11 protein-coding genes, 1 tRNA gene and 3 pseudogenes are annotated in these 12,508 nt (G+C 67.2%); 6 read left to right on the forward strand and 9 right to left on the reverse strand.

Annotation, left to right across the window (positions count from 1 at the left end):
• The first annotated feature begins 133 nt into the window (after window positions 1-133).
• Window positions 134-979, forward strand: coding sequence for a PAC2 family protein (locus ACFQDH_RS17625; protein WP_382403696.1), 846 nt, complete (start codon window positions 134-136; stop codon window positions 977-979).
• A 116-nt stretch (window positions 980-1,095) separates the two neighbouring features.
• Here ACFQDH_RS17625 and mshC read toward each other — a convergent pair whose 3' ends face one another.
• The 5 genes from mshC to ACFQDH_RS17650 all read right to left on the reverse strand — a co-directional run bounded on the left by mshC (window position 1,096) and on the right by ACFQDH_RS17650 (window position 5,552).
• Window positions 1,096-2,337, reverse strand: coding sequence for a cysteine--1-D-myo-inosityl 2-amino-2-deoxy-alpha-D-glucopyranoside ligase (gene mshC / locus ACFQDH_RS17630; RefSeq protein ID WP_382404895.1), 1,242 nt, complete (start codon window positions 2,335-2,337; stop codon window positions 1,096-1,098).
• A 96-nt stretch (window positions 2,338-2,433) separates the two neighbouring features.
• Complete coding sequence (locus ACFQDH_RS17635; protein WP_382403697.1) at window positions 2,434-3,246, reverse strand: SCO1664 family protein; 813 nt, start codon at window positions 3,244-3,246, stop codon at window positions 2,434-2,436.
• Window positions 3,224-3,763, reverse strand: a complete 540-nt coding sequence (locus tag ACFQDH_RS17640) for a DUF3090 domain-containing protein (RefSeq protein ID WP_382403698.1) — start codon at window positions 3,761-3,763, stop codon at window positions 3,224-3,226. The genes ACFQDH_RS17635 and ACFQDH_RS17640 overlap by 23 nt, the downstream gene beginning before the upstream one ends.
• Window positions 3,764-3,773: 10 nt before the next feature.
• Window positions 3,774-4,484 carry a histidine phosphatase family protein gene (locus ACFQDH_RS17645; protein ID WP_382403699.1) on the reverse strand — a complete coding sequence of 237 codons (711 nt, stop codon included), beginning with the start codon at window positions 4,482-4,484 and terminating at the stop codon, window positions 3,774-3,776.
• Between the two features lie 3 nt (window positions 4,485-4,487).
• Window positions 4,488-5,552: an LLM class F420-dependent oxidoreductase gene (locus tag ACFQDH_RS17650; protein ID WP_382403700.1), complete on the reverse strand. Its 1,065-nt coding sequence runs from the start codon at window positions 5,550-5,552 to the stop codon at window positions 4,488-4,490.
• Window positions 5,553-5,669: 117 nt separating this feature from the next.
• Here ACFQDH_RS17650 and ACFQDH_RS17655 point away from each other — a divergent pair, with 117 nt between their 5' ends.
• Entirely contained in the window at window positions 5,670-6,611 is a 942-nt protein-coding gene (locus ACFQDH_RS17655) for an aldo/keto reductase (protein ID WP_382403701.1), read from the forward strand.
• Window positions 6,612-6,615: 4 nt separating this feature from the next.
• Here the strand turns inward: ACFQDH_RS17655 and ACFQDH_RS17660 are convergent, their stop codons facing one another.
• A complete protein-coding gene (locus tag ACFQDH_RS17660) occupies window positions 6,616-6,960 on the reverse strand; it encodes a hypothetical protein (protein WP_382403702.1) in 345 nt (114 codons plus the stop codon).
• Between the two features lie 93 nt (window positions 6,961-7,053).
• Here ACFQDH_RS17660 and ACFQDH_RS17665 point away from each other — a divergent pair, with 93 nt between their 5' ends.
• Window positions 7,054-7,239 carry a DUF5703 family protein gene (locus ACFQDH_RS17665; protein WP_382403703.1) on the forward strand — a complete coding sequence of 62 codons (186 nt, stop codon included), beginning with the start codon at window positions 7,054-7,056 and terminating at the stop codon, window positions 7,237-7,239.
• A 59-nt stretch (window positions 7,240-7,298) separates the two neighbouring features.
• Here the strand turns inward: ACFQDH_RS17665 and ACFQDH_RS17670 are convergent.
• Together ACFQDH_RS17670 and ACFQDH_RS17675 are read right to left on the reverse strand one after the other, a co-directional pair.
• Window positions 7,299-8,635, reverse strand: a pseudogene (locus ACFQDH_RS17670) (M20/M25/M40 family metallo-hydrolase).
• Between the two features lie 31 nt (window positions 8,636-8,666).
• Window positions 8,667-10,189 (reverse strand): annotated as a pseudogene (locus ACFQDH_RS17675) (ATP-dependent DNA ligase).
• A 79-nt stretch (window positions 10,190-10,268) separates the two neighbouring features.
• On the opposite strand from ACFQDH_RS17675, the gene ACFQDH_RS17680 reads away from it, so the two are divergent.
• From ACFQDH_RS17680 to ACFQDH_RS17690, 3 genes and pseudogenes are all read left to right on the forward strand, one after another.
• A complete protein-coding gene (locus tag ACFQDH_RS17680) occupies window positions 10,269-10,868 on the forward strand; it encodes a TerD family protein (RefSeq protein WP_465253885.1) in 600 nt (199 codons plus the stop codon).
• Between the two features lie 147 nt (window positions 10,869-11,015).
• A tRNA-Leu gene (locus ACFQDH_RS17685) sits at window positions 11,016-11,101 on the forward strand.
• Between the two features lie 401 nt (window positions 11,102-11,502).
• A pseudogene (locus ACFQDH_RS17690) lies at window positions 11,503-11,979 on the forward strand (fatty acid desaturase); the annotation flags it as partial.
• On the opposite strand, the gene ACFQDH_RS17695 reads toward ACFQDH_RS17690, so the two are convergent.
• Entirely contained in the window at window positions 11,931-12,362 is a 432-nt protein-coding gene (locus ACFQDH_RS17695) for a VOC family protein (protein ID WP_382403704.1), read from the reverse strand. The pseudogene ACFQDH_RS17690 and the gene ACFQDH_RS17695 sit on opposite strands and share 49 nt — an antisense overlap.
• Window positions 12,363-12,508 lie beyond the last annotated feature (146 nt).

The following is a 12,508-nucleotide window of genomic DNA, read 5'->3' on the forward strand; positions in this document are numbered from 1 at the left end:
GTCTAACGACGGCGCGCGTCCGCTGATCGGCAGTCTCGCCGAGCCGCGTTGCCACGCCTTGTCCCCTACGGGCGCAGCGGCGCTCGGGTGCTTAAGCTGAACTCCTGATGGCGAGCTTGCAGAGGAGGACCGGGTGATCGAGTTCGAGGACGTGCCGCCGTTGCGCGACCCGATCATGATCGCGGCGTTCGAGGGATGGAATGACGCCGGCGAGACCGCCTCGGCGACGGTGCTGCATCTGATCGAGACCTGGGATGCGGAGCCGCTGGCCGCACTCGACCCGGAGCTTTATTACGACTTCCAGGTCAACCGTCCCCGGATCACCAGCGACACGGGTCGGCGCGAGATCGTCTGGCCGACCACCAAGATCTTCCTGGCGCAGGACACCCCACTCGACCGTGACGTCCTGTTGGTTCAGGGCATCGAGCCGTCGATGAAATGGCGTGGCTTCACCGAGGAGCTGATGGACTTCGCCACCGACTGCGGAGTCGGCACGATCATCACCCTCGGTGGCCTGCTCGCCGACGTCCCGCACACCCGGCCGATCCCGGTGACCGTCACCTCCGAGCACGAGGAGACCCGGCAGCGGTATGACGTCGAGCCCAACCGCTACGAGGGCCCGACCGGCATCGTGGGCGTTTTGACCGACGCGGCACACCAGGCCGACATACCGACCCTGTCCTGCTGGGCGGCCGTCCCCCACTACGCGGGCGCCGGACCGTCACCCAAGGCGACACTGGCCCTGTTGACCAGGCTGGAGGAACTCTTCGACACCCTCATCGGTCATGCCGACCTGCAGGAGCAGGCACGTGCCTGGGAGCACGGCGTCGACGAGCTTGCGGCGTCCGACGACGAGGTCGCCGACTACGTGCACTCGCTTGAGCAGACCCAGGACACCACCGAGTTGCCCGAGGCCAGCGGTGATGCCATCGCCCGGGAGTTCGAGAAATACCTGCGCCGCCGCGAGACCGACGACTGAGTGGGCCTCGATACGCTCCCCCGCTCCGGCACCCCACGAAGTTTCTCCCCCGCTGCGCTCCTCCGAATACTTCGCGGGGACCCCGCCCGCTCCTCCGCTAGACCAGCATGTTTCCGTTACGCCCGCAGACCGAGCAATGCGTCGATGGCGTCGGTGACCAACGGACTCGGAGCGCCCACGTCCGGGCCGGCCGCCCAGTCGTCGATCAGCCGTACAGCACCTGCACTGTCCAGGTCGCCCGCCATCGCTGTGCGCATCCCATCGATCAGGGTCGCGGCGTTGTCGTCGCCACGGCAGGCCAGCGCACGCGTCCACCGGTCCCACCGCTTCACGGCGGTGTCCAGCATGTCGTCGGTGTACTCCCACGGCGTCCGGTAGTGGTGGTCGAGCAGCACCAGCCGGATCGCCATCGGGTCGACGCCGGCCCGCCGCAGGTCGGACACGCGCACCAGATTGCCCTTGGACTTGCTCATCTTCTCGCCGTCATACGCGACCATCGCCTGGTGCGCGTAGGTGCGTGCGAACGGCGGGTCGTCGGTCAGCGCAACAGCTTGCACGGCCGACATCTCGTGGTGCGGGAAGATCAGGTCGGTGCCGCCGCCCTGCAGGTCGAAGCCCATGCCGAGGTGGTCCAGCGCGATCGTGGTGCACTCGACGTGCCAGCCGGGCCGGCCACGGCGCAGCTCGCCGGCGTCCCACGCCGGCTCACCCTCGCGTTCGACCCGCCACAACAGGGGGTCCAGTTCGTCGCGCTTGCCCGCACGCTCGGGGTCGCCGCCTCGATCGGCGAAGACCTCGAGCATCTGCGCCCGGTCCCATCCGCTCGCGGCGCCGAAGGTCTGCTGGGTGGACAGGTCCAGGTAGATGTCCTGCGCACCGTCCTCAGCGGCGTCCGGCGTCGGCACCAGATAGGTGACGCCCTTGGCGACGAGCCCCTGGATCGTCGCGACATGCCGATCCATCGTCTCCACGACACTGACGTAATGGTCGGGCGCGAGCACTCGCAACGCTGCCATGTCGGAGTGGAACAGCTCGATCTCGCTGGTTGCCAAGTCCCGCCAGTCGACGCCATCGCGGGTTGCGCGTTCCAGCAGCGGGTCGTCCACGTCGGTGACGTTCTGCACGTAGCGCACCTCGTGCCCTGCGTCCCACAGCACTCGCGCCGCGAGGTCGAAGGTCACATAGGTCGCGGCGTGCCCGAGATGGGTGGCGTCATACGGGGTGATGCCGCAGACGTACATCCGGGCGGTCTCGCCGACCTCGAGCGGAACCATCTCCGCGGTCTGCTGCTGCCACAACGCCAGCTGTCGGCCTTTTCCTTGTAAACCGGGCAGATTCGGCGAAGTCCACGGAGCAATCGTCACGCTCTCCAGCTTAAGCCGCCATTTTTTCGGTCGCGCCTCTGCCCTCGCCTCCGGGCCTCACTGCGTTCGTGTCCTCGCCTCGGTCGGCAATCACCAGAGCGGCCAGGGCAGCGGGTGCCGGTCGTCCGGCGGCGCCGGGAACTGCCCCGTCGCCCGCAGCAGGTCGACGCGGTCACTCAGCGCCTCCAGCTCGTCCTCTTGTATGACGCCACGCAGCTTCTCGCCCAGCGGGCCCGCCAACTCTTCCCGCACGGCGTCGATCCGGCCGATCTCGACAGGGGACAGGTCCTGTCCGGCGAACCCCCACAGCACCGTGCGCAGCTTCTCCTCGGCGTGCAACGTCAGACCATGATCGACGGCGTACAGGTGACCGGCGTCCAGGATGAGCGCGGACGCCTTGCGGTCGGCGTTGTTCAACACGACGTCCAACAGCGCCACACCACGCAGCGCATCAAGCGCGGCATGCGACACCACCAGCGGTTGGTCGTCCTCGTCGTGAACTCCCAGCACCGGCAGGTAGCCGGTCGGCACCGCGGCAACCGGATCGATGCGCAACAGGTCGTTCTCGGCGACCGGATCCAGCGGACCGACCCATTGCTGCACCGAGCCCGCACCGAGCGGTCCGTCGGGGCGCAATGCCGTCACCGGGACGCAGTCCCACCCGCCGGCGCTCGAGATCAGGTAGGCGGCATATTCGCGACTTGCCAGCGTTCCCTCGGGGAAGTCCCACAGGGGTTGCTCTCCGCGAATCGGCTTGTAAACAGCGGGAATTCGTTCCCCGCCGTCGTCGTCGATCCAGACACGCAGGACAAAGTTGGACGCTTCGACCAGACGCCCTTCGACCTCCAGCGGCCCGTCGAGCAACAGCCGCTGCAACCGCTCAGCGTCGATAGCCGTTGGCACGAGGACAGATGTGGCCGGTCGGGTCGAGCGGGCCACCGCAGAAGGGACAGGACGGGCGACCGTCCGCGACGGACGCAAGTCCGCGACGGGCGAATTCGCGCGCGTGCGCGGCATCCAGCAACACCCGCACCAGCTGGCCGTCGGGGTCGGTGATCTCTTGCAACTCCTCACCCTCGCCGGTCGGCTCGAGCTCCACCTGCCGATCGTGGGCTTCGATGATCAGGACGCTGCGCTCCGGCTCCCAGGCCAAACTCAGTGTGCTGACCCGGAATTCGTCCTCGATGGGCGGTGTCAGTGGGTCGTTGTCCTCGTCGGCGACCGGCAGGTCTTCGTCGACCGAGAGCTCGTCGAGCAGGTCGTTGACGCGCTCCGCGAGCACCTCGACCTGCTCCTTCTCCAGGGAGACCGACACCACGCGGCGCCCCTGCACTACCTGCAGGAAGAAGGTGCGGGCACCGGGTGGACCGACCGTGCCGGCGATGAACCGGTCGGGGTGGTCGAATTCGATGGTCGGCATACTCGGCAGCCTAATCCGACGATTCCGCGCCGGTCTCGCCACCGGGGGTCGCGTCGCCGGATGGGGTGGACTTGTCGGGTATGTCGGTCAGGTCGCCCGTGGTGTCGTTGACCCGGATCACGAACGGTCGACGCGCTGTGTAGCGCACGGCGCTCACCGACGCCGGAGCGACGACGATGCGTTGGAACTGGTCCAGGTGTGATCCGAGCGCGTCTGCCAGGAGCGCTTTGATGACGTCGCCGTGCGAGACCGCCACCCAGATCGCCTTCGGCCCGTGCTCGGCTTGGACCGCGGCGTCGATCTCCCGCGTGGCCGCTACCGCACGTGCGGACATCTGCGCCAGTGACTCGTTGGCGAAGTCGGGTGACGGTGGGAACACGGCGGCGGACGGGTGGTCCTGCACGGTCCGCCACAGGTCGTCCTTGGCGAGGTCACCGATCTTGCGGCCGGTCCAAGCGCCATACCGGCACTCCCCCAGGCGCTCATCGGTCTCGACGGTGATGTCCGGTAGACCTGCCCCGATCGCGGCTGCGGTCTCCTGGCAGCGTTGTAGCGGGCTGCTCACGATCCGCACGATCGGCAGCTGCTCGAGCCGCTTACGGACCTCGGAAACCTGTCGCTCACCGGTCTCGTCGAGGCCGACGCCCGGGGTCCAACCGGCAAGCACCCCAGAGGTGTTCGAGGTCGTGCGACCGTGCCTCAGCAGCAGAACCGTTGCCATGTGTTACCGGAGTCCTTCCGAGTCCATGATCTCCGCGAGCGTCCGCACCGCGGCGACCCGATCCGGCAGGCTGTCGCCGGCCGGAGCCACGCTGAGGGTCGTCACACCGGCGTCGGCATACGCGTGCAGCCGCTCGGCGACGTGCTCACGTGGCCCGATCAACGCGGTCTGGTCGATGAAGTCTCGCGGGACGGCCATCGCCGCCTCGCGGTGCTTGCGATCCAGGAAGAGGTCCTGCACCTGCTGCGCTGCCTCGTCGAACCCCATCCGCCGGGCGAGCGCGTTGTAGAAGTTCTTCTTACGGGAGCCCATACCGCCGATGTAGAGCGCGGCGTTCGCGCGCAGCCGGTTCGCGCCGGTGTCCAGATCGTCGGCGAGGCTCAGCCCGGCAGTCGCCACGACGTCGAAGCCGTCGAGGGACCCGTCAGCGTGTCCGGCCTTCTGCCGGCCGATGCGCAGCTGCGCGAGCTGCTCTGGCACGTGCTCGGGGCTGACGAAGATGCCGAGCCAACCATCGGCGATCTCGCCGGTCAGCTCCATGTTCTTCGGTCCGATGGCCGCCAGGTAGATCGGCACCTGCGCCCGCTCCGGCAGGAGCAGCAGGCGCAGCGCCTTTCCGGGGCCGTCCGGGAGCGGCAATTCGAAGTGTTTGCCGTGGTATTCGACGTTCTTGCGGTCGAAGGCGAGTCGGATGATGTCGACATACTCGCGGGTGCGGCCCAGCGGATCGTCGAATCGCACTCCATGCCAGCCCTCGCTCACCTGCGGGCCGGACACGCCGAGGCCCAGGCGGAAGTGACCGCCGGTGATCTTGTCCAGGGTCGCAGCGGTCATTGCGGTCATCGCCGGCGTCCTGGCGGGGATCTGGAAGACGGCGCTGCCCCATTCGAGGTTCTTCGTGAACGCGCTCAGGTATGCCGCCAGCGACGGCACGTCGGAGCCGTAGGCCTCCGCCAGCCAGCCGACGCGGTAGCCAGAATCGTCCGCGGCCAGCGTCAGCTCCTTCATCGCTGTGAGGTCGTCCGTACCCGCTGTGCCCCAGTAACCGAGGTTGATGCCCAGATCCATGGCGACGACGCTACCCTTCGAGACGCGGCCCTTCGAGACGCGGCTCGTACCTCACCGCTCCTCAGGTCACCGCCCGGCCTGCGCAGCCCGGCGAGCCCCGACCACTACGGTTGTGCCGTGCAATCGGCGAATCTCGGCAGCTCAGGGCTGCGCGTCAGCGATCTCACTCTCGGCACCATGAATTGGGGCGACACCGTCGACGAGATCTTCGCCGAGGAGATCCTGCGCGATTTCCGCGAAGCGGGCGGAACGACCATCGACACGGCATACGGCTATACGGACGGGGCCGCGGAGGAGATGCTGGGTGAGTTCGTCGCCGGCGGGCGTCGGGACGAACTCGTCCTCGTCGGCAAGGCCGGCATCTCGCGCACGACCGGCTCTCGTGTGGTCGACACCTCGCGCGGCACCTTGCTGAGCCAGCTGGACACGTCGCTGCGGCGGTTGCGCACCGACCACCTCGACCTCTGGCTGGTGCACACCTGGGCTGATGACGTGCCGCTCGCCGAGACGATGTCGGCGCTGGAACACGCTCTCGCTACTGGACGCGCTCGGTATGTCGGGGTCTCCAACTACTCCGGCTGGCAGCTCGTCGCAGCGCACTCGATCCTGCAACAGGCGCGAATTCCGTTGACTGCCAATGAGATCGAGTACAGCCTCGTCGAGCGGGGTGCCGACGCCGAGGTCCTTCCCGCTGCGCAGCACGTCGGCGCAGGCCTGCTGGCATGGGCACCACTCGGCGGCGGCGTGCTGACCGGGAAGTACCGCCGGGGCGTGCCTGCCGACTCTCGCGCAGCCTCCGGTCGGCACTCCGGGTGGGCCGCTCGCCGCCTCGGCGGCACCTCCGACTCGATCGTGGATGCCGTGGCGACAGCCGCAGAGGGTCTGAGCGCGAGCCCGGCACAGATCGCGTTGAGCTGGGCGCGCACCCGGCCGGGTATCAGCTCACTGGTGGTCGGGGTTCGCAACCGGAGCCAGCTGCGCACGGTGCTGGCGAGCGCCGAAACTCAGTTGCCGCCGCAGATAGCGCAAGCGCTGGACGACGTGTCGCGGGTCGGCTGACTAACTACCGCTCGGAGTCCTCGTAATCGAGGTCGTCCGTGTCGTCACCGGCAAGGCCGATGTACTGTCCCTCGGAGTCCTCATCGAGATCGTCGTCGGTCTCGGGGTCGTCGCTCTCGAGATCGTCCTCGTCATCCTCGTCGTCATCGCCGACGTAGACCTCGAGCGGAGTGACCTCGCCATAGTTGTCCATGAGTGCGTCGTCGTAATCCTCGAACGCATCCGCCAGGTCGCGGTATGCCGCAACCACCGATGGATCGTTCTCGCTGCGGCGTGATGCAGCGGCCTCCAAGTGTCGTTCCAACGCACTCACCAGGGCGGACAATGCGGCACGCGGCTCAGCGGTCATGGCTTGACCGTACCCGGTCACAGCGGATTCGTAATAGAGCAACGCCCTTGTCAATCGGTCGGATCCGCGGATGACTGAGGGATAATGATCGCGATGACCGAGTACGAGTTCCGCGTGTTGACGTTTCCCCGCGATATGAGTCGGTCCGAGGTCCGCCAGGCGATCACCGATCAGGCGGAATACGGCCACTGGGAGCTGGCCCGCAGCCGCCTTTATCTGGGTGGCGCACGCAAGGTCTGGTTGCGTCGCCGAATCATCCGCGTCCGCCGCACTGCGTGATGCGCACCAAACTGGTTGAGTAGCCGGAGGAGCGCAGCGTAGGAGGCGTGTCGAAACCCTCAGCAGTCGTGCAGGAACTGTCCGAGCACCCGGGCACCGAACTTCAACGACTCCACCGGGACTCGCTCATCGATGCCGTGGAACATCGGCGCGAAGTCGAGGTCGGCCGGCAACTGCAGCGGGGCGAAGCCATAGCCAGTGATCCCGAGCCGCTTGAGCGCCTTGTTGTCCGTGCCACCGGACAGGCAGTAGGGCAGGATCGCGGCCTGCGGGTCGTGTGACAGCAGTGCGCGTTTCATCGATTCGACCAGTGGTGCGTCGAACGGCGCCTCGAGCGCGATGTCGTGGTGGAGCACCTCGACCTCGACGTGCTCACCGGCGAGCTCGCGAATGATCGCCATCAGGTCGTCCTCGTGGCCCGGCAGGTAGCGGCAGTCCAGCGACGCGGACGCGCTCTGGGGTATGACGTTGTGCTTGTAGCCCGCGTCGAGCATGGTGAAGTTCGAGGTGTCGCGCAGCGTGCCTTCGACGAACCCTCGGGCACCACCGAGCTTGTCCAGGATCGGGCCAAGGTCGTCGTCGCTGTAGGTCGCGCCGGTCAGGTCGCTCAAACCGTCCAACAGTTGCCGCACGGAGGCGATGTATTCGCGCGGCCACTCGTGTGCCTCGATGCGAGCGATGGCTTGCGCTAGGCGCACGACCGCATTCTCGTCGTTGGGCACCGAGCCGTGGCCGGCTCGCCCGTGCGCGTGCAGCCGCAGCCAGGCGATGCCCTTCTCCGCGGTCTGCAGTAGGTAGGCACGTTGCTGGCCGGACTTGCCGTCGAAGGTGACCGAGTAGCCACCGACCTCACTGATCGCCTCGGTGACGCCTTCGAACAGCTCCGGATGGTTGTCGACCAGCCAATGACTGCCCTTGACTCCCCTGCCTCCTCATCAGCCAGGAAGCCGATCAGCAGATCGCGGGCCGGCTTGCGACCGGTGCGGGCCATCTCGCGCACGCAGGACAGGATCATCGCGTCCATGTCCTTCATGTCGACCGCGCCGCGTCCCCACACGCAGCCGTCCTTGATCTCTGCTCCGAACGGATCCACCTGCCAATCCTCGGCATTCGCCGGGACGACGTCGAGGTGACCGTGCACAGCGAGTGCACCACGATCGGAGTCCTCGCCTTCGATCCGCACCAGCACTGACGCGCGACCCGGCTCACTCTCCAGCAGCGTCGGGTCGAGACCGACCTCGATGAGTTCCTGCATCACGTATTCGGCAGCCTTGCGCTCACCCGGGCCGCTGCCGTCGCCGTAGTTGCTCGTGTCGATGCCGATCAGATCCTGCGTGATGCGGACAACCTCGTCCTCGGCGCGCAATTCCTTGTCATCGGTGTCGTGGGAAGTCATTCGACCAGCCTGCCACGTATGGCGCACTCGATCACTGCCCGGCCAGCGCTCGAACGGTGTCGATGGTGTCGGCGTCCTCAGCCCGCTTGTCGTCACGGTAACGGATGACTCGCGCAAAACGCAGTGCGAGCCCGCCCGGGTAGCGGCTGGAGCGCTGCAGTCCGTCGAAGGCGATCTCGACAACCTGCTCCGGCCGGACGTGCACCACCCAGTCGCCGCGGTCGGTTGCGAGCTCGGTGAAGCGCTCGGTCTGCCAGCGGAGCATCTCGTCCGTCATACCTTTGAATGTTTTTCCGAGCATCACGAAGCCGCCGGTTTCCGGATCTCGCGCTCCGAGGTGGATGTTCGAGAGGTATCCCTTGCGGCGTCCGCTGCCCCATTCGACCGCGAGCACCACCAGGTCGAGCGTGTGCCGTGGCTTCACCTTCACCCAGCCGGCGCCGCGACGGCCTGCGGCATACGGAGCGTCGAGGTCCTTGACGACGACACCCTCGTCACCGGCCGCGACACGCTCGTCGAAGAAGTGCCGCGCCGCTTCGACTCGATCGGCTGCTGCGTGCGCCACGAGCCACCGCGCCGGCACCAGGTCGACCAGTCGCCGGTGCCGTTCCCGAAACGGCCGGTCGATCAGGTCCTCGCCATCCAGGTGCAGCAGGTCGAAGAACATCGGAGTCACCGGCGTCTCCTCCCGAAGCCGCTGTGGGTCGGCACTGCTCGCGGTGCGTGCGCCGGTGACCTGGAACGGCAGAGGCCTGCCGTCGGCGGTCAGGGCGACTGCTTCGCCGTCGAGCACGAGCCGACCCGCCGGGAGCTGCTGCACGATCTCGACGACCTCCGGGAGCCGGTCGGTGATCTCATCCAGGCTGCGCGTGAAGAGGCGGACCTCGTCGCCGATCTTGTGCGCCTGCACGCGGATGCCGTCCAGCTTGGTCTCCACCTGCTGCGCGGCCTCGACATCGACTGCGGCGCCGATGTCGGTGGCGCTGCCGGCCAGCATCGGACGGACCGGCCGACCGACGACCAACCCGACGGCGGCCACGGCTTCGGCGCCGTGGTTCAGGGCTGCCGCGGCGACCGGCGCGGTGAAGCCGGCCAGCATCACCGCCCGCCGAACTGCGGTCTCCGGCACGCCGCTGGCCTCCGCGATCGCGGCGAGCATCACCCCGTCGCCGGCTCCCTGCCGCAGCTCGCCCTGGATGAGACCGGTCACGAAGCGTTGCTCAGCAGCAGTCAGCCGGCCGAACAGACTCCCCAGCAATTCCTTGCGTTGCCCGACCGAGCCCGCCCCGCTCACCGCGGCGACTGCAGAGAGCACGTCGTCGAGCTCGGTCACCGTCACGGCGGCGTCGTCACTCGGCTCCGGAGCGTCGCGTAGTCCACGCCAGCCGACACCGATCCGTCGCTGCGGCAGCACCCCGCAAGGTATGACGCAACGAGCGGCACCTCGCCCGGGCTCGCATCGCGCAACAGCTGCGCGACCGCGTCCCGCTTGGCCAACCGGGATCGTGTCGCCCGCACGGCCTGCGACACCGAGATGACCTGCTCCAACAGCATGGCTGCAGTCTGCCTTCCACCTCCGACATACGGGAACGACCGCGAGAGGCTAGCGTCATACCTGAAAGCAGCCAGAGACATGAAGGGACAGCACATGCCGGTCAATCTGAGCAAGGGCGCGAACATCTCATTGGAGAAGGCAGCGCCGGGTATGACGACCGCGATGGTCGGCCTGGGCTGGAACCCGCGGACCACCGACGGCGCACAGTTCGACCTGGACGCGTCGGTGCTGTTGCTGGCAGACACCGGCAAGGTCCGCAGCCAGGCCGATTTCGTCTTCTACAACAACCTGACCGGCGACAACGGCTCCGTGCAGCACCTCGGTGACAACCGCACCGGTGAAGGTGACGGTGACGATGAGCAGATCAAGGTGTCGCTCGGCCAGGTCTCCCCCGACGTCCAGCGCATCACCTTCATCGCCTCGATCGACCAGGCCGACGCGCGTGGCCAGAATTTCGGTCAGGTCTCCGACGCATTCATCCGCGTCTTCGACGCCGACGACCCGACCAACAACGACAAGGGCGCCCGCTTCGACCTCGGCGAGGACGCCGCGACCGAGTCGGCGCTCGTCTTCGGCGAGCTCTACCGCAACGGCAGTGAGTGGAAGTTCCGCGCTGTCGGTCAGGGTTACTCCAGCGGCCTCGCCGGCGTCATCAAGGACTTCGGGCTCGACGTCTGAGCGACCAGATCTGTGTGTCGAGGGCCCGTGGCGCGTATGGCGAATGCCTTGTGCCGCGGGCCGTGGCACGATTGAAGGAAACCGGCTACTGCGTGCTAGTGTTTCCGCTCGTTGGCCGGGCTGCGAGGACGGTCGACACACCCATTTGTCCGGGTGGCGGAATGGCAGACGCGCTAGCTTGAGGTGCTAGTCCCCTAACGGGGGTGGGGGTTCAAGTCCCCCTCCGGACACCAGAAGTTGCACGACACCCTGCAGAACGAGCGAGCGAATCGTCCGAATCTGCGGGGTGTTTCGCGTTCAGGCGGGGTCGCGACCACGTCCAGGACCGGGCATTTCATGGAGAGCCATCTGCTGGACCGTCGCTACGGCTGGTACTGGTCACGGATCATCGGCACCCTCGCGGCGTTCACGGCGGTGTGGTCTGCGCAGATCGGCTACCTGGGTCATGACGGCGCCCACCGCCAGATCTTCCGGTCGTGGCAGTGGAACGAGTGGACCAGCCGGGTACTCAGCGGCTTGTTCCTGGGGTTGAGTTACGGCTGGTGGGACAAGAGCACACCCTGCATCACGCGTCCCCCAACCAGGAAGGCAGCGATCCGGACATCGCGTCGGGAGCCCTCGCGTTCACCCCGGTCGTGGCCCGGGCACGGCACGGGATGGCCGCGGCCTTCGCCAGCCGGCAAGGATGCTGTTCTTTCCAGTGCTGACCTTGGAGGGACTGAACCTTCAATTGCAGAGTGTCCGAACCGTGGCCAGCGAGAGGCCGCTGCAGCGGTGTTGGGCAGAAGTCCTGCTCATCGGGGTGCGCCTGACGGCGTACCCGCTCGCTCTACTGCTGCTGTTGCCCGTCGGCAAGCCAGCGGCGTTCTTCGCATTACAGACGGGGTTGTTCGGGGTCCTGCTGGGCGGCTCCTTCGCGCCGAACCACAAACGTATGCCGTTGGTGCCGCCGGGCGTGAAGGTTGACTTCCTGCGGCGGCAGGTCCTGATGTCACGCAACGTCCTGGGTGGGCCGCTGCTCGACTTCGCGATGGGTGGCCTGAACCTGCAGATCGAGCACCGTCAGGTGAGAGGTGCGGTCAGCTCGACGTTGATGTTGTCGGGGTCCTGAAAGGACAGGATCGCCAGGCCGGCGGCGGGCAGATCCTGGACCGAGCCGTGCTCGATCCCCGCCTCGTCCAGCGCTGTAGCGGCCGAATGCAGCTCGGCGCGGGAGGCGACCGCGAAACTGACGTGGTCCAGCCCGGTCCGGCCAGGGTCAAAACCATCGGTGCCGACCGGGCGTAACCCGAACAGGGTGCCCTGCGGTGTCTGATAGATCGTGCCGCCATAGAACTTCTCCTGTGAGGCCCTGACCCCCGGCTCGTCGACCTGGTCGGAAGCGTCGATGGCCACCGGCCACCCGAACACCTGGTCGTAGAACGACTTCGACCGGGCGATGTCGGTCACGGTGAGCCGAACATGAGCAAATCCTGTACTGGATATGAGTGCCATGCGCTTGCTCTACCCACGATCCCCGCTGCCGAACCCGACGCGTCCGCCGACCCCGACCTTCCCGGGTCGAAGGCATCGGTGAAGGGCTGACGTCCTCATCGCCCGCGCGGCTCATGGTTTCAAACCGCGGGTGGCCGGGCATAGCC

Source organism: Flexivirga alba (assembly GCF_042661025.1).
Taxonomy (GTDB): Bacteria; Actinomycetota; Actinomycetes; order Actinomycetales; family Dermatophilaceae; genus Flexivirga; species Flexivirga alba.